We start from the raw sequence: 17982 nt of genomic DNA, 5'->3' as shown, positions 1-17982 counted from the left end.
TTTATATGGAAGATTTATACTGAATGTTAATGTACTGTAAAGATTAAATTAAAAAACTTCTAATAAACTATTTATTTCTATAGATTTTTTCTATAGTTAAAATAAAAAAGGCGGCAATTCATAATGAATCTCTTAAAACTGGAAATTGTAGTGCTTATTAAGAAATACAAAAAGCTTACGATCGTTGCAGAAAAACTAGGTGTTAAACAACCTACTATTACATTCCATATAAAAAGCCTAGAAGAGGACCTCGGTGTATCTTTATTCGAATTACGTTCGGGAAGGTATTTCTTAACAGAGGCTGGTGAGGCATTACATCATTATGCTTGTAAAATAGATGCACTCATGAAAGAAGCTAGACGGGTCACGCAAGAGTTTAAAGATTTTCATAAAGGCGCTATAACAATTGGCGCTAGTTATGTACCAGCGACTTATCTTTTACCAGAAATTGTTCACCAATTTCAATGCGAATTTCCAAATATAAAAATAACACTTATGGTAAAAACAGCTCCTGAGATTCGAACGATGCTACAAAATCATGAAATTGATCTCGGTGTAATTTCCGCAGCACCGTTTGATGAATTACTTTTAAAACAAACAAATGTAATGCCTGATACACTTGTTCTTGCTTTCTCCAAAGAACATCATTTTTCAAAAAAAGAAAATATATCACTACAAGATATTGAAAAAGAACGTATACTATTGCATCGTAATCCATCTACAACGAGAGATTTACTTACAAAATGGATGTTAGCTCATAACATTACATTCCAATCTGAAATTGAATTAGATTCATTAGAAACGATGAAACAAATTTTAAAATATGGTAATGGCGTCGCTTTTATTTCTAAACTTGCTATTGAACAAGAAGTACAACGAAATGAACTATGCTATATACCCATCCCTGGATTTGAATTTCAACGTAACATTTATACGATTCATCATGAGGACAGATGGAATTCTAAAATTATTTCTTTTTTACTACATAGCATCACTTCTTATGCAGAAAAAAGTTAAAAGGCTGTCGTTATACACGACAGCCTTTTAAACTATAACTCTATTTATTCTTCTTCGCTTCAATTTTTGCTTGCGCCTCTTCAGCCTTATCTAACGCTTCTGAAACTTTCTTCTCTTTTTCTTTCACGTCATCTATACTATCGACAGCTTTAATGAGTTTATCGATTCCTTCTTCTTCTACTTTTCTACGCTTTGCTACTCTTTCATTCACTTTCTCTTCTACATCTTTAGCTTTTTGAAGCATATTCTCGGCATTTGATGTTACAGCTGTTTCAAGTGCATCGTCTTTTTTCATTTGTAACACTTCATTTGAAATGTCTTTCGCTTCTAAATACTTACCGTCTTTCAATGCTGTTGCTCCGTGATCCATTCTCTCAGCAACTTCTTTATATGATTTCGCTTCATTTCCTGATTTCTCTTTTTCTGCTTTTGTAAACCACATCGTTGCATCACTATATTTTTCATTTTTCAATGATTGCATACCTGTTTCAATATACGTGTCATAATTACTACATCCAGCCATTACGACTAACAGAAAAAGCATTACAAAACTTAATTTTTTCATGATGTTTTCTCCTTTTCTTTGCCTGATCACTATACTGTAACATACATGAAAAAGAGTTTCAAAAACTAAAATACTAATTTGGTCATTTTTATATTGTTAAAATTTTCTTTTAAGCCGATACATCCACTTGTTTTTTCGCCATATGCTGCTTTACTCCAACTAATACAACTAACAATAATCCTCCACCTATTGTCATCATAACAATGCTAGTTGGCAACATATCTAATAATAATCCATATACAATCATACCGAGCGGTGCGATTGCAGTAGCAATTGTTTCAAGTAGACCGAATACACGCCCTAAGTAGCTCGGATCTGTCGTCTTTTGCATATATACTTGCATCGGAATATTCGCAAGCATGATTGATATACCAATTAACATCATAAAAGTGCCATAGTAAATAAAACTTGCCACTTTTGGAATAGTAACTAACAACGGGAAGACTGTACATAAACTTAAACCCGCAAACAAAAACAGTCCCGTATAAATAGAACGAAACGGATTATTCAATTCTTTACGTACTGATAAGGCAATCGCACCCATTAGCATCCCGACTGCTAACATTCCCTCTACAGTACCGAGTTGCTTTGAAGATAAATGCAATGTATGGACGATAATATATGGAAGTGCAACGGTTAGCCCACACGCAAAAAAGTTTACCCAAAGTGCTATTTTCATTAAACCATATATTTCATGCTGTCTTTTTACATATGAAAAACCTTCTTTTATACTCGTCAAGAAATGCTCTTTATTCTCAGCCACTTCTTTTTTGTATAAATCAAATACGATAAATAATTGCAGAATCACTGCTAAAAAGAACGTAATACTATTTAATAAAAAGAACGACTTAATTGAAAAGAAACCGAATACAACTCCGCCAATAATTGGCCCTAAAATATTTGATAAAGAAGCTGCCGTTTGATTTAATGCACTCGCTTTTTGAATACGCCCTTCATCTACTAAATTAGGAATAGATGAGGTTAATGCAACAGAATAAAAACTTGCACAAATGGATAATAATGCTGCTGAAATATAAATAAAAAGAAGTGACGGCCCAAATATAGTAGCAAGAATAAACATAATAAGCATCGTTAAGCTACTTAATAAATCAGTACCAATAACAAGCCACTTACGATTCACGCGGTCAGCTACAGCACCCGCAATCGGACCACAAATCATCCTTGGAAGTGATCCACAAACAAGCGTAGTAGCAAACCCCATCCCTGAACCAGTAGTCTTTAATACGTATAACCCCATGGCAAATGTATAAATTCCCGCTCCTAATAAAGAAGTCATCTTTCCAATCATCATTAAAATGATGTTTCTCGTTGCAATCTTCATTCTCGAATCATTTTGACCTATACTTACATCTCCCATTATGACACTCCCCTTAAAAGTTAAATTGTGTTAAACTTATTATATAATCAACTTTCCAATTTTTACAACAAAAAGTTAAATTATATTTAACTTTTTAATTATAAAGGAGCAATGATATGGCAACTCTCGGAGAAAAAATTAAAGCATTACGAAAAGAAAAAAAACTTACACAAACAGAGCTGGCAGGTTCGGAACTAACAAAAAGTATGCTTAGTCAAATTGAAAATGGAAAAGCTACACCTTCCATGAAAACATTACAATATATTGCTGAAAAACTTGAATGTGAAACGAGCTTTTTATTAGAGGAAGATGAAGGAGAAATTGTAGAACTCATTCAAAAAATGGAGCAACTCATAAAGGCAAATAAATGCGATGAAGTATATAACACTTTACTACCTATCGTTCAAAATGACATGCCCCTTACTCTACATACCGCTCGTTTATATAAACAATTTATTATCGGAGCAGTTATCATGAAAGATTACAATATTGAGTTTTTCGTTGAAAAAGCTACCTCTATATTTGAAAAATATACTTTATACCGGGACAGTACTGAAACAAAATTAACTTTTTCATACGTGCTGTTCTCACATAAAAAGTATGAGGAATGTTTACAGCTAATTGCTAGCATTCGAGATGATTATGAAGCGAAACATTTAGAAATGGATCTTATTATACACATTCAATTATGTTTAAAAGAGGCCATCATTTTACTAGCATATGGCGATTATGAAAAATGCGAAAAAATCATATTAGAGGCACTCGCCTTTTCTAAAAAACATCAAGTGTATTATAAAACAGATGAGTTTTACCGCATATTATCTTATCAAAAAGTCATCATGGCTGATAAAGAACAATATTTACACTACATAAAGAAATCCGAGCAATTCGCTATTTTTACTGAAGACACTTTATCAATCGCAACTATAGATATATTAAAAGCATATTACTACAACACAATTACTAATGAATATACAATTGCATTAGAACATCTAGAACAATTTCGAGAAAAACTAAAAGATGAGCCAATTTTTCAAAACGATGGATTGTATTACCTTGAAAAAGGAAAATCTTTGTACGGATTAAAAGAATACAAAAAAGCTCTAAAAGCTTTACAACGTGCTAACATTCCCGATTATATGACGCATCCACTTGATCAATCCTGGCTTACAACAGCAGGTGCATATCGTGCCCTTTGTTATGTAAAACTAAACGATAAAAAAAGAGCTCTTAAGGAGGCTACAGACGCCACAAAAAAAATACAATCCTATCCGGATTCCATCTTTTCTTCTTTTGTTAAAGAAACATTACAAATAATACAAAAACTTTAAGAATGTCTCGAAATGGTATATTATTCCTCTTTTTTAGCAAAGATAATAATGATGGGAGGAATATAAATGAATATTCAACGTGCAAAAGAACTTTCTGTGTCATCAGAACAAGCAAATGTCAGTTTTCAAGGCATGCCTGTTACAATTCAACACGTCGATGAAAGCAACGAAACCGCCCGCATATATGAAGTAAAAAATCCCGGACGCGAATTAACTGTTCCAGTTAATAGCTTAGAGGAAATATAAAAAATGCCACTTCGATTTTGAAGTGGCATTTTTCTTATGAAGCACAGATACCACTATTATTTCTTCATCTTATAATAAGAAAATGTAAATTTTATACTCTTATTCTATATTTTATGATATTGTATAATTTGGAAATATTTAAATCTTTATAGATAAATAATATACATTTATAAATCTTTCATTTCCCACTTTATGCATGAAGGAGGAATTTTATGAACCTTTCTATATACGAAGGTTTAGGTATTATTTTTTTCATAATCATTATTACTTATGCTCTCGCCCACAAATATTTATGGTCAAAGAAATTGCTCATTATTCTATTTCTCGTTAGTAATGCTATTTACCTTATTTGGCGAACATTTTATTCACTACCAACTATTAATCTCATAAGTATTATTGCGGGTATTGTATTGTTAATTACAGAATGGGCTGGTTACTTGCAATCTATCATTTTTAGCATCGTTTCATGGAAACCGTATAAACGAAAAGAAATACCATTATCTACTTTCGAAACATTACCTACTGTCGATATTTTTATCGCAACTTACAATGAGCCACTTGATTTATTAAAACGAACTGTCGCTGGTTGTACAATGATTACTTATCCGAAAGAGCTGCTTAATATTTACATTTGTGATGATGGTCGACGGGAAAGTGTGAAACATCTTGCTAGTGAATTTTCTGTTCACTATATTACTCGTACTGAAAATAGTCATGCAAAAGCAGGAAACTTAAATCATGCCATGACCCATTCGACAGGTGATATTATCGTTACAATGGATGCTGATATGGTCCCAAGGGCCAACTTTTTAGAGCGAACGATTGGCTATTTTTCTAAAAATAATGTTGTATTTGTTCAAGCACCACAAGTGTTTTATAATGCTGATCCATTCCAATATAATTTATTTTTTGAAGATAACATCGCCAATGAACAAGATTTCTTTATGCGTCAATTAGAGGAAGGAAAAGATCGATTTAACGCTACGATGTATGTTGGTAGTAACGCTCTATTTCGCCGTACTGCTCTTGAAGAAATTGGAGGATTTGCAACTGGAGTTATTACTGAAGATATGGCAACTGGTATGCTACTACAAGCGAACAAATGGGAAACTGTATTTGTCAATGAAACACTCGCTGTTGGATTATCCCCAGAAACGTTTAGCGATTTATTAAAACAACGTGATCGCTGGTGTCGAGGGAATATTCAAGTCGTAAAAAAATGGAATCCTTTCACTTTAAAAGGATTATCTTTTATGCAGCGTCTTTTATATGCAGATGGAATCCACTATTGGTTTTTCGGCGTTTATAAAATGATATTTTTACTAGCACCACTATTATTTTTAGTATTCGATATTTATAGTTTAGAAATTAATTTTATGCAATTATTTATGTTTTGGGCTCCTGCCTTTTTAACGTCACAGCTTATTTTCAAAGCTGTTTCGAATAAAAAACGAACGACTACGTGGAGTCACGTATACGAAGTAGCTATGGCACCTTATATGGGATTTGCTATTTTATCTGAAACGTTCTTACGGAAAAAGTTTCAATTTCATGTAACGAGAAAAGGCGTCCAAAATAACACGAGGCATTTTTTATGGATTGCAAGTGTCCCTCATCTCGTGCTACTAATATTAACAATTATTGCACTTATTCGGGCAACACTTATGCTCTTATACCCTGCACAATATCATATTGAAAGAGAAAGTTTATATATTAATATTTTCTGGGTACTTTACAACGGAATAGCTATTATCACTTCATTATTTGTAGCATTTGAAAGACCACGTTTCCGAAACTCTGAACGTTTCGTAGTAAATTTACCAGGTACTTTACAAACCGAAGATATGACGATTTCTTGCCACGTCCTTGATATTAGTGAAACTGGTGCACGTTTTGAAGTAGATTCATCCATTCCGTTTGAAACTTTATCAAGTCTATCTTCCTATACATTATCTTTTGGAGAGGTAGAAAAGATTCATAGTACAAAAAAATGGATCCGAAGACAAGTAAATTCAGTACAAATTGGGGTATCGTTTCATGATGTATCCCATGAGCAATATTGTAAACTCATTCTTCATCTATTTAGTAAACCTGTTAATGACCGGGTGGAAAAGGTATACGATAAAGCATTTCTTACACTAGCAATTGCATCGTTCATAAAAAACACAAAGAAATCACCAAGACAATTTCGCAGGCAACATATACGTGAACAACTGATGTCTCCTGGAACATTGCATATGAATGGGATGCCGATTGAAGCGACCATTATCGACTATAGTACAGGTGGGTGCCAAATACAAACGAACACCCCACTCGCGATTGACCAAATTATACAGATAACAATGAATGAGCGTCATATTCAAAAGAAAAAAGCGAAAGTATGTTGGATTCAAAAAAAGGGTCGTAAAATATATGCTGGATTAAAATTCACAGCGTAAAAAAAGAAAAGAAGCATATGGCTTCTTTTCTTTTTTCATATGCTAAAATATGTATAAAAGGGGGAACTCATATGGAAAATGCTCCACAAAAAACGAGCCAATATTATGCAGTTATATTCACTTCTAATTTATCAAATGATACAACAGATTATAGTACCGCCTCTGACAAAATGGAGGAACTTGCAAAGCAGCAACCTGGATTTCTAGGTGTAGAAAGTGCACGAGAGCATTCGGGACTCGGTATCACAATTTCTTATTGGGAATCACTTGAGGCAATTGAAAATTGGAAACAAAACGCCTTACATAAAGAAGCGAAAAAAAGAGGACGTGAGCAATGGTATGAAAACTTTCATCTTCGTATTTGCCTTGTAGAGAAAGAATTTAAGTTTCATAGAGGCACATTGTAACGATGAAGAAAAAATTAGCTCTCATTGCTGTTCATGAAATCTATGGTGTGAACGACCATATGCAGCACGTTACCCACCACTTCACTTCATCTCATATAGATGTATTCTGTCCTAATCTTCTACAATCGCAACATACATTTCATTATAGTGATGAAGAAAAAGCATATCATTTTTTTATGAATCATATTGGATTTGAGAATGGAAAAAAGCAAATTGACGAATTCATTACTCATCTCTCTAGTAGTTACACACACATTGGACTTATTGGCTTTAGTGTTGGCGCTACCATCTCATGGCTATGTAGTAACAATCCGAAAATAGATTTTATTATCGGATGTTACGGTTCTCGTATACGCGACTATGTTCATATGAAACCAACTTGTGCTACCTTACTTATTTTCCCTGAAAAAGAATCTAGTTTTTCAGTATCCTCTTTCATTCAAACATTACAGCAACAAAAGAATCCTTTATTAGAAATACAACAACTACACGGTGAACATGGATTTCTAAATCCGTACACTGAAAAATATAACGGGCACTCTACAAAACAAGCATACAATTTAATAGATTCGTTTCTTGTAAAAAGCACTCTTATAAAGGAGATTTAAATGACTCTTACATTACTCTTACTTATTTTCCTATTCATTGCCTTTTTCTCCGTACTAACTATCATTATTATAACCGTAAGAAAAGGGGAGTTTTTCAAACGCCCCCACTTACAATCTATTATCGTTTGCATTTTATTTTTTACAAATTGGATTTTATATGTAACAACTTTTTATACGTTACTTCCTGAGAAAGTTAGCTAGTTCATATTCTTGCCCATTTGGTTTTTCCTTTGTATTTTAGGATGTATCGTTTTCTGGCACGAATGGAGAAATAATCGTGTGTTCGCAATATGTATCGGTTTTCTTTCCTGTATTAGTTTTCTATTTGGGTTATTGTTGTTAGTTCTTTCGGGGATGTAGCTATGAAATGGGAGTAAAGACCTTATTACTTTCTTTCATTAGCAGCTTTGACCTGAACTTGGTATAATATCAAGTTCAGGTCTTTTAATTTCCCCCTAATTTTTATGTGGTTATTATATATCATCTATTTAACACTCTCTTCTTAAAACCATTTCATTTTCTTTTAAAGTTAGAAATTCATAGTACTAAAAAATTGCTCAGCTACTGCATTCTCCTCAATGTACTTTTGAAGTCGTATAATCATACACAATCTTAATCCATTCACAAATTTTTTTTAACAATTGAACTCCCTTCTTTTAAACAAATTGAAACTATATGGCATTTTCTTAATGATCGTAAAACCAATGTAAAAAATTATTAATCTTTATACTTTATTATTTACGTGTTCAATTAAATAGATTACCCTCTTTATTGAGAATCCCTCTCAATAATAAAATAACAAGGAGGAACACATGAAAACAAAAATTTTTTCTATTATTACTGCTTTAACCTTACTAACATGTTTCGCTATACCAACATTAGCAGCATCTAGTAGTTACAGTTTTAAAATGGACTATCGAGTGGTAGATGGTAGTAAAAACAAACAGTTTCACACCCTTTCTAAAGGTAGTGTATATATCAATGGGAGTGCATATGTATATTCTACTGACGGAGGAGCTGTGGGGCCTTACGATGTAAAATATACTCTGTATAGATCTGCATGGGGTTCTGACCCTAGTTATGGAACAGTTAATGGCGGCATAAATAAATCTTTCTCTGGTGCATATAATGTTGATACAAATTCAAGTGAATACTACTTATTTATTTGGAAAACAAATGACGAGGGACAAAATGTACGAGGGAATGGAAAAATAACTAATTAAAGTATCACTACTAAACTATGAAAATATGAGGGTTTTACACATGCTAATTGACTTTGATGGTTTTATTCTTATTGGAGCGTTTATTATATTGTTATTTTTACTTCTCTTTTTTAAATTACACCTAAAAAAGAGAAACATGTACTTACTATTTTTTTCAATATTTTATTTGTACCTTTGTGTAGTATTTAATTATACCCAATTCCCAATTATTATAGATGAAAATATGAAAAAAGACATTGGACAAAATGTATGGAGAGATGCTAATTTTATACCATTTAACACGGAACATTTTGCTATAACAACATCAATACTTAATATACTACTAACAATTCCTTTTGGCTTTGGTTTTCCTTATATAAAAAAGACGAATTTCAAACAGGTTGTTTTATTAGGAATTGTATTAGGATTCTTATTAGAAACTTTACAACTTTTATCAGCACTTTATGCCGGATTCACTTTTCGATATGTCGATATAAACGATGTAATATTTAATTGTATGGGTGTCATTTTAGGGTACGGTATATCAAAAGGTTTTACCCTTGTGTATAGAGCATTTATACACAAATTTGATATTAAATTGAATTCCTTTTTAAGATATATTTATGAAACAAACGACCGGTCTATATAATTTGTTCTTTAAAATTAATACAAACACAAGTATATATGAAGCGCGGACAAAAATGGATATTCTAAAAATAGTTACTCAGCTATCTTTGGAACATCTCTCAATCTTTTTATATTGTATCATACATAGAATTATTAAATATAAAGCATAAGCAATAACCATCTAAATAGTAAAAAAAGGAAGAAAAGCCAACTTTCAACTTTTCTTCCTTCTATGTTTACCTTTAGATTTCACTGTCACTGATTCACAAGGTGTGTAATATATTTGAGGCGTCGCCTTATCAACAAACATCATAAATACAATAAAACCGATAATAAAGAAAATAAACAACGTTAACAAAATTGCTCCTATCGTTAAAAGTATCATAACACCACCCCTATATTTTTCATGTTATTACACCTTTCGCTATTATATGAGCGTAATCCTTTTTAGAAAAAGAAACGTAACAAAATAATCACAATCACTCCCGTTAATACTGTACCTAATAAACTACGAGTATATATGGCAACAAGAAATGTTGGAATTGCTGCAATAAGGTAATCCCACTGCATCGTCTCATGCATAAATAAAACTTGTGCTAAAAGTGCTGCTAATATTGCAATTGGTATGTAATTTAACCATTTTAAACCCCAGTCTGGAATTTGTAGTTTGCTAAATACGAGTAGAGGTAAAATACGTGGCACAAGTGTGACAGCTCCTGCTGCTAATAAAAGTAATAATACGTCTAATCTCATTTCCATTTTTCAATCACCACTCCAATCGTCGCAGCTAATAGTGTTGCAATAATAACCGCTATACTATCAGGCATAAATAAGTGTGAAACGTATGCAATCATAATCGCTACAATTGCAACAGTAAGGTGAATTGCTAGTTTCGGTTTACTACTTATGAGCTGAAGTACAAATAATCCGATAAACATCGCTGGTAATGCATAATCCATCCCGTACGTATGCGGGTCTGGTATCCATTCACCAAATAGACCGCCAATAATGGTAGCAAGAATCCAATTTAAATACGCTGTTACGTTAAGCCCGATCATCCATCTTTCACCTAAATATCCTTTTTGCGCTGCATGCTGAACTGCAACGCCGAAAGTTTCATCCGTAATTTGCGAACCGATGATTAAGTTTTTAAATAGAGGAATTTTCGTAAAATACGGCGCAAGCGCTGCACTCATTAATAAATGGCGTAAATTAACAAAAAATACGGTGAAAATAATTGCAGAAGCAGGTGCACCAGCTGCATACATACCAGCTAATATAAATTGGGCAGAACCTGCATAAATTAAAGTGGACATAAACGCAATTTCAATGATGGAAAAACCTGCTGTTTTTGCAATAACACCAGCTGCTATACCGATGCTCAAATATCCAAATACAGTTGGTAAGCAATCTTTTACTCCTTGCTGAAATGTATCCTCGCTCTGCAAAGCTACATGTGCCTGAGCTTTACTCATCCGTGTCATCCTCCATTCCTTCTAAAGTTCGTTTTCCTGTTACGACATGAACTAAATCTATATTTTCACGCCATAACGTATCTAACTTATCCGCACCAAATTCCTTCGTGATTTCTTCAACCATAATATCGTGTCGCACATACTCTGTAGCAACGAGAACTAAAGCTGGGTCATACGTTGTAACCGCCCATGAAGTACTATCATTTGAGAAGTTCGCAATTAATACTTCCTCTCCATCACGCGCGATAACAGTTAAATGACCACCCATTCTCTTTTCAACAACGTGGGGCGTCATATAATTATGGTGAAATGTCGCGCCTATTGTTGTATCCGGAGCACCGAATAAGATTGAAAATATATGTACGCCTTCCTCTTCCTTTTGATGAATATATGGCTCAATTTCATGCACTTGATCTTCCCATACAGAAATCCATAGCTCTTCCTTCGCTCTACTAATTATATTGCATATTTCTTTTAAAACACGATCATTTGAGCGAATATGCGAAATTACATCTATTTGTCGCTCTTGTTCTAAACAATTTAATTTCTCATCTAAAAATTCAAAGGACTTCTCAAAATCTTTTCGCATTCGATTCATTAATTCGGTAGCTGGTACCGGTACATATTTCACCGGTTCTGACGGAACGATATGCACCGCTCCTTTATCCATCAATTTACCGAGCACTTCATAAATCATAGAACGAGGTACTCCTGTCTGTTTACTCACTTCATACCCTGTTACTGGAGAATGTTTTAATAGTCCAATATACGCTTTACATTCGTACTGGGAAAAACCTAACTTTTGTAATTCCTTTATAATTTCATCCATCAGTACCCCTCACAATCTATATAACTCTCATTTCAAAACGATGCATGTATGTTAGTAGTTATTAGTATACCTACTAATATAAAAAAACAGACCTATAAAGTCAATTGATAATTCTGAAATTTTATTCAAAAAATAAAAAGCCTTCTTATGAAAGGCTTTTTGCACGTAACACTCCTGTTATTTTAACTGCAATGTTTTTGAGGTATGTCCCTCTAAATGCTCCCGTAAAGTAGAACCTGTATACTCTTCCCTAAATACACCGGCCTTCACAAATAAAGGAATGACCCTACTTAAGAATAGATCCAATGACTTTGGAGGTCCTCCTGGAATAGCAATAAATCCATCTAACGCTCCTGCCTCAAACCTATCCATAATTTGCTTCGCAACGTCTTGTGCTATACCAACCGCAACCCAATGAGCGGAGCCAACAACTTCTGGTCGTTCTAGTATTTGTTCAAGGGTTGGTTCATTTTTAATGATGAAGTTCCGTAATAATTCGGCATGTGTTTTACTGCGAACAGTTTGATCCTGACTTGGCAGCATCTCTTCCGTAATCTTACTTTCTAGTGGAATCCCTCTAGCATTTAATCCGAGAACCATTTCAAGTAACGCATATCTCTTCTCTTTTGTAAGATGTTGATGAGCTAGCCTATGCATTTCTAATGCTTCTTCATATGTATCACCTATAAAGAAATATAATCCAGGCAATACACGTATATCATCTTGCTTTCGGCCATGCTGTTTTGCTCTTCTTCTTAAATCTTGGCGCAGTTCCATCCCTGACTCTACATCTGGCGTTGCAGCAAAAATTGCATCCGCAACAGAAGCAGCGAAATTCCGGCCTGACTCTGAAGCACCTGCTTGAAATAATGGCATTTCTCCTGAAATGTGCTGCGGAATATTAAGTGGACCTTTCACCTTAAAGTATTTACCATTATGCTCGATAGGCTTTACCATCTTTCTAATCACATCAGGGTTATCTACTTTCAATACTTCATTAGGATGACTTCCCCAAAGATTTCTTACTAACGCTGTACACTCTGCCGCTTTCGCGTATCGTTCCTCAGATGATGGCATCCCTTCCTCACCAAAATTTTCAGCCCCATCAATGGATGTGACAATATTCCAACCAACTCGGCCATTACTAATCCAGTGTAAAGATTGTAATTGCCTCGCTAATATATATGGTGGGTAAAACGAAGTTGACGCAGTCGTAACGACTCCAATTTTTTCTGTTGCATAAGCAATAGCAGTAAACAATAACGTCGGATCTAAAATGACATTCCCTTTATTACGAGCAATTAAATCCGGGTGCGCCACTAAATAATCTGCTTTAAAAACAAAATCTAACTTAGCCTTTTCTGCCTGTTTCGCTAACTCTACTTGCTCTTCAATTCCCGAATTAAACTCACTTTCTTGCTCTTTCTTTCTAGAAATTAAACATAACCCAATGCAAAGTTGTTTTTTTATAGACATATACACACCATCCCCTTGTTTTTAATTCACTTAGTTAAATAAATGTTACTGTCATTATGAAATTCCATTCCTATAGAAGTGCATAAAATGATAATGATTATCAATATCATTTTATGCTGTAACTGCAATAAAAGCAATAATAAAAAAGACTCCCACTAGCGGGAGTCTCCTATCTCAATATTTCATTCGCTTCTTTTTCATAAATTTTATCAAATGAAGTCATAACGCGTTGTGATGCTGAAATCATTTTTTGATCTGTCATAAGATCAGCCATCTCTTTCGTCATATCTACATTTGAATTTTCTAGCATATAATTTTTTACTGTCCCTACCCCGTTCGGTAAATCAGCAATGTTTCCTTCTGCTAGAGTAAAGCTTTTGTTCTCTCTTTGTACGAGACGATTATTCGCTTCTGCACCTACTGTTTTTGTTTGCAGGCGAGCAATATTATTTTGCGTCACCGCATCATATAACGTACCGTCTGCTTGTACAGCTACCTTTGCTCCTTCTGGAATACGAATACGTTCATTATTCTCACCCATTACGAAAGCACCTGAAGTTGTTTGCAGATAACGATCACTATTTAATGTAAAACTACCGTCTCTCGTTAAAAACGTTTCATTATTTTTAGATGTAACGAAAAACGAAGCTGCGCCAGACGTACCGTCATCTAAAAAGAAATCTGTAGCACTATTTGTCATTTGTATATTTCCTTGTACTAAGTTCACATGTGTTGCGGCTGGAACTACAGCGTAATCGACCGAACCGATATTTGTCACAGCCCCATCTCCGCGGCGATATGTGTCTTGTACATCAAATACTTTAGAAGTCATATTTTCTGCTTTAAATCCTGTCGTTTGAGCATTTGCAACGTTATTCGAATGAACATTAATACGCTGCATGTAATTCATCATACCCATAGAACCTATATAAAGACCGTTCATACTCGTTTGAATAAGGCAGTTGCCTTATCCTTCACCTCTTTTCTATGATGTTTGCAACATTTGTTTCGCTAAATGTTCAGCTGTAGCGATATGTATATGTTGCTTCACGTCTTGTCCGTCTGTCATTAATACAATTGGAGCTGATGATACTGCTGGAATTTTCAACAATTCACCACTACTAGCTGTTTCATCAAATTTCGTAAATACGATACCATCAATATGAATATCTTTAAAGTTCGTAATGATTTCAATCATATCTTTACTTTTCATCGAAGCTGATAACGTTAAACAAATATAATCTGGCTCTACTTGTCCCATCGTTTCAATCATTTCTTCTACTGTTTCTGACGCACGATAATTTTTCCCAGCTGTATCAATTAAAATATAATCGACGCGCGCTTCTTCTTTAAAATACGTAAGCGCTCTTGTCATTGCAGCTTCATCACGAACAGCAATTACTTCAAATCCCATTGTTTTTACGTAATCTTGCAGTTGCTGCACTGTCCCAATACGTGAATGGTCTGTCGTAATAAAACCAACCGTTTTTTTCTTACCGTGAAACTGCCATGCCATTTTCGCAAGTGTCGTCGTTTTTCCAACTCCAGTTGGACCGATTAATGCAATTGTTTGCACTTCTTTTTCAAAAACGTTTTCCGTGTTGAAATGGGATCTCATATCTTCCAATATGTATCCGATCACTTCTTCTTCTGTAATCATCGTTGCATTCTCAAACTTCACTTTTAACTTCTCAGCATATGCATGAATGAAGTATTGTTCTACATCGTTTTGCTCTAGCATGCGAATTACTTTTTGAATAATAAACGGTACAGATTCTTGGTTTTCTTTTTTTACAACCACTTCTTCTTTCTTGACCGGAACAACTTTTTTCACAGCTTTTTGCTTTTTCGTTACTTTCGTTTCTTCCGTCTGTTTCACAACGACGATACCTTTTTCAAACAGCTTTAATAGTTTTTCTTTCTTTCTTGCCCATTCTTCACTATTTCCTGTTTGCATCGCTGCGTATGACATAGGAGTCGTCACGTTTTCTAAATTGTGCAGTACCGATTGAATTCCGTTCGCCTTCACAATTTGTTCTGAAGGATCATTTACAACATCCATTAATTGTTCATGAAATTGAGTTGTGACTTCTTGTTCTTCTTCCTGTTTATCCTCTGGAAAAGCAACTAACATTTCATAATTCTTTTTCCAAAAAAACGGGATATTTCGTTTTACACTTTCATCGACAACGTAATAATAATCTGTACCATATTGGTCAAATAACTTTCGATACAATTCATTTTTCGAAGCTGCTTTTATTCGCATTAACGCTTCTTTCTTTTCTGTACTTTCCATTACTTCACCCCCTACTATTCAATATAGGCAATTTGATCTACAACAATTTCTGGTGCTAATTCGCTAATACAAAGTACTTGCGCTTCTACTTGATAACGCTCAAGAAGTCTTACAATCGCAAACCTGAAATCTTTTCTACGCGTTAATAATACTGGTTCTCTTCCCATTAAACGAGCTTGTTTAAATACGCGTTGTACTTGTTCAACAACACGTGTTTCTAAATCTAAATCCCAGTTTAATAAGTAACCTTGATAGGAATTGTTCACAACGTCTGCATCTAACTCGATTGAATCGGAGAAGAGCGCCGCATATATTTTACCGTCAGGATTCTTCGCATTTTCACAAATCACTTTTGAAATACATTCACGGACGAATGACGTTACACCGTCTACATGATTTTGATAAATTTCTTTTCCGTCAATAATACCTTCGATAATAGTTGGTAAATCACGAATAGAAATACCTTCTTTTAGCAATTGTTTAATAACATTTTGAACGAGTGATAAGTCGATTTCTTTCTTCTTAATCTCTTCTAATAAAACGCCGTTATCATTTTCAAGTGAGTTAATTAAGTCCTTTACATGTTGACGCTGAATTAACTCATGAAGATTGCGTCTAACGACAACATCTAAATGTGTAATTAATATGCTAAGCGGCTCTAATACTTGATAGCCTTTCATTTGTGCATCTTGTACCATATGCTCTAAAATCCAATATCCATCTTCACCGAAAATTGGATCTTTCGCTGGTTCTGCATCTAAATCTGCCATTACATTCGGTGTTTTCAGTGCTAATAAATAACCTGATTTTAAAACACCTTCAGCTGCCTTCGCACCTTTAATACGAATAATGTAACGTCCGCGTGGTCTAAAACTCGTATTATCTTTAAAGTTAATGCCAGGAACGTTAATACCAAGGTCGGTAATAATGGACTTCCTCATAAGAACAACTTTATCACGAGCTGTTTCCCCGTTAATCTTCTGCTTTACAAGGGCTGCTAAATCTAAACCGAGCTCTACTATAATTGGATATTTATCTGTAAATACTCCGAATGAATCTTCCACTTGTTGCAGCTGCTCATCTTCGCCTTGAATCATTTCTAATTCTTTTTGAAGCTCGTCTTCTTTTTCTTTCTTTATTCGGTTTTTATTGCGAATTCCTAAGAAGATAATTGTTCCACCAACGAGTGCGAATGGTAGAAATGGTAGCGGCGTGAAAATACCCATCGCAATAAATAAACCACCAAGCGCATATACAACGACTTCATGTGCTAATAACTCTTTAAATATTCCTTCTGTTACTGTATCCGCTGAGCCATCAAATACACGCGTTACGATAATACCTGTTGAAATCGCAAGCATTAACGAACCGATTTGGTTTACGATTCCGTCACCGACAGTTAGCTGTGTATAGTGAATAGCTGCTTCAGCAAAACTCATTCCTTGCTGCATTATGCCGACAATTAAACCGAAAATAATGTTTACGAATAAAATGACGATCCCGAAAATAACGTCCCCTTTAATGAACTTCCCGGCACCATCCATCGCCCCGTAAAACTCTGTTTCCATATTTAATTTTTTTCGTTTTGCCTGTGCATCTTTTTCAGTAATAATACGCTGGTTTAAATCCGCATCGATTGACATTTGTTTCCCGGGTAAAGAATCAAGTGTAAAACGTGCTGCAACTTCAGCTGTACGTGACGCACCGTTTGCAACGATAAACTGGAATATGATTAATACTATGAAAATAACGATACCAATTAATAAGTTCCCGCCAATTACAAACTGACCGAACTCTTCAATAACATGCCCCGCATTTCCGTCTGTCAAAATCGCTCGCGTCGTCGATACGTTAATCGATACGCGGAAAATCCCGATTAATAACAACATCGTCGGAAATGACTTTAATTCATCCCACTCGTTAATACTTGTTGCTCGCATATAAATAAGCACTGACATACTTAGTAAAAAAACGATAACGATATCAAGTATAAATGGTGGAAGTGGAATTAAGAGCGCCACTACGAATGACGCTGCTAAAAAGATAGAAAAATAGGTTCTTGCAGAATCTATCTTAAACACAAGAGA

The 17982-nt window shown here is 34.4% G+C and carries 18 protein-coding genes and 1 pseudogene; 9 read left to right on the top strand and 10 right to left on the bottom strand.

All coding sequences use genetic code 11. The features are described from left to right. Positions 1 to 123 precede the first annotated feature (123 nt). On the top strand, positions 124 to 1017 hold the full coding sequence (locus tag KZZ19_RS08435) for a LysR family transcriptional regulator (protein WP_237982382.1): 894 nt from the start codon (positions 124 to 126) through the stop codon (positions 1015 to 1017). A 40-nt stretch (positions 1018 to 1057) separates the two neighbouring features. Here KZZ19_RS08435 and KZZ19_RS08430 read toward each other — a convergent pair whose 3' ends face one another. Together KZZ19_RS08430 and KZZ19_RS08425 are read right to left on the bottom strand one after the other, a co-directional pair. Further along, entirely contained in the window at positions 1058 to 1582 is a 525-nt protein-coding gene (locus KZZ19_RS08430; protein WP_226545473.1) for a hypothetical protein, read from the bottom strand. 109 nt (positions 1583 to 1691) lie between these two features. Continuing rightward, the gene (locus tag KZZ19_RS08425; RefSeq protein ID WP_237982381.1) at positions 1692 to 2960 is read right to left on the bottom strand and encodes an MFS transporter; all 1269 of its coding nucleotides are present in this window, start codon (positions 2958 to 2960) and stop codon (positions 1692 to 1694) included. Positions 2961 to 3076: 116 nt separating this feature from the next. On the opposite strand from KZZ19_RS08425, the gene KZZ19_RS08420 reads away from it, so the two are divergent. From KZZ19_RS08420 to KZZ19_RS08385, 8 genes and pseudogenes are all read left to right on the top strand, one after another. Further along, on the top strand, positions 3077 to 4291 hold the full coding sequence (locus KZZ19_RS08420) for a helix-turn-helix domain-containing protein (RefSeq protein ID WP_226545475.1): 1215 nt from the start codon (positions 3077 to 3079) through the stop codon (positions 4289 to 4291). Between the two features lie 66 nt (positions 4292 to 4357). Further along, positions 4358 to 4537, top strand: a complete 180-nt coding sequence (locus KZZ19_RS08415; protein WP_071723071.1) for an H-type small acid-soluble spore protein — start codon at positions 4358 to 4360, stop codon at positions 4535 to 4537. A 212-nt stretch (positions 4538 to 4749) separates the two neighbouring features. Next, the gene (locus tag KZZ19_RS08410; RefSeq protein WP_237982380.1) at positions 4750 to 6975 is read left to right on the top strand and encodes a glycosyltransferase; all 2226 of its coding nucleotides are present in this window, start codon (positions 4750 to 4752) and stop codon (positions 6973 to 6975) included. Between the two features lie 71 nt (positions 6976 to 7046). Continuing rightward, positions 7047 to 7382 carry an antibiotic biosynthesis monooxygenase family protein gene (locus tag KZZ19_RS08405; protein ID WP_237982379.1) on the top strand — a complete coding sequence of 112 codons (336 nt, stop codon included), beginning with the start codon at positions 7047 to 7049 and terminating at the stop codon, positions 7380 to 7382. 2 nt (positions 7383 to 7384) lie between these two features. Continuing rightward, the gene (locus tag KZZ19_RS08400) at positions 7385 to 7990 is read left to right on the top strand and encodes a dienelactone hydrolase family protein (RefSeq protein WP_237982378.1); all 606 of its coding nucleotides are present in this window, start codon (positions 7385 to 7387) and stop codon (positions 7988 to 7990) included. Further along, positions 7991 to 8350, top strand: a pseudogene (locus tag KZZ19_RS08395) (hypothetical protein). Between the two features lie 452 nt (positions 8351 to 8802). Further along, the gene (locus KZZ19_RS08390; RefSeq protein ID WP_237982377.1) at positions 8803 to 9213 is read left to right on the top strand and encodes a hypothetical protein; all 411 of its coding nucleotides are present in this window, start codon (positions 8803 to 8805) and stop codon (positions 9211 to 9213) included. 40 nt (positions 9214 to 9253) lie between these two features. Next, complete coding sequence (locus KZZ19_RS08385; protein WP_226545480.1) at positions 9254 to 9841, top strand: VanZ family protein; 588 nt, start codon at positions 9254 to 9256, stop codon at positions 9839 to 9841. 192 nt (positions 9842 to 10033) lie between these two features. Here the strand turns inward: KZZ19_RS08385 and KZZ19_RS08380 are convergent, their stop codons facing one another. The 8 genes from KZZ19_RS08380 to flhA all read right to left on the bottom strand — a co-directional run bounded on the left by KZZ19_RS08380 (position 10034) and on the right by flhA (position 17976). Further along, a complete protein-coding gene (locus KZZ19_RS08380) occupies positions 10034 to 10204 on the bottom strand; it encodes a DUF3951 domain-containing protein (RefSeq protein WP_088095880.1) in 171 nt (56 codons plus the stop codon). Positions 10205 to 10266: 62 nt separating this feature from the next. Next, positions 10267 to 10578, bottom strand: a complete 312-nt coding sequence (locus KZZ19_RS08375) for an AzlD domain-containing protein (protein WP_000425942.1) — start codon at positions 10576 to 10578, stop codon at positions 10267 to 10269. After that, the gene (locus KZZ19_RS08370; protein ID WP_088095879.1) at positions 10569 to 11294 is read right to left on the bottom strand and encodes an AzlC family ABC transporter permease; all 726 of its coding nucleotides are present in this window, start codon (positions 11292 to 11294) and stop codon (positions 10569 to 10571) included. Before KZZ19_RS08370 ends, KZZ19_RS08375 begins: the two co-directional genes overlap by 10 nt. Then, positions 11287 to 12123 (bottom strand): TrmB family transcriptional regulator, encoded by an 837-nt coding sequence (locus tag KZZ19_RS08365; protein WP_237982376.1) that lies wholly within the window; start codon positions 12121 to 12123, stop codon positions 11287 to 11289. Before KZZ19_RS08365 ends, KZZ19_RS08370 begins: the two co-directional genes overlap by 8 nt. A gap of 177 nt (positions 12124 to 12300) precedes the next feature. Beyond that, positions 12301 to 13599 carry an NtaA/DmoA family FMN-dependent monooxygenase gene (locus KZZ19_RS08360; RefSeq protein WP_226545482.1) on the bottom strand — a complete coding sequence of 433 codons (1299 nt, stop codon included), beginning with the start codon at positions 13597 to 13599 and terminating at the stop codon, positions 12301 to 12303. A gap of 169 nt (positions 13600 to 13768) precedes the next feature. Beyond that, a complete protein-coding gene (locus KZZ19_RS08355; protein ID WP_226545483.1) occupies positions 13769 to 14542 on the bottom strand; it encodes a flagellar basal-body rod protein FlgG in 774 nt (257 codons plus the stop codon). Between the two features lie 42 nt (positions 14543 to 14584). Next, a complete protein-coding gene (gene flhF, locus KZZ19_RS08350) occupies positions 14585 to 15895 on the bottom strand; it encodes a flagellar biosynthesis protein FlhF (protein ID WP_097817753.1) in 1311 nt (436 codons plus the stop codon). Positions 15896 to 15909: 14 nt separating this feature from the next. Continuing rightward, on the bottom strand, positions 15910 to 17976 hold the full coding sequence (flhA, locus tag KZZ19_RS08345; RefSeq protein ID WP_097817754.1) for a flagellar biosynthesis protein FlhA: 2067 nt from the start codon (positions 17974 to 17976) through the stop codon (positions 15910 to 15912). Positions 17977 to 17982 lie beyond the last annotated feature (6 nt).

Source organism: Bacillus thuringiensis (assembly GCF_022095615.2).
GTDB classification, from domain to species: Bacteria; Bacillota; Bacilli; order Bacillales; family Bacillaceae_G; genus Bacillus_A; species Bacillus_A cereus_AG.
The sequence above is the reverse complement of the archived record's forward strand: the minus strand, read 5'-3'. Positions and strand labels throughout refer to the sequence as shown.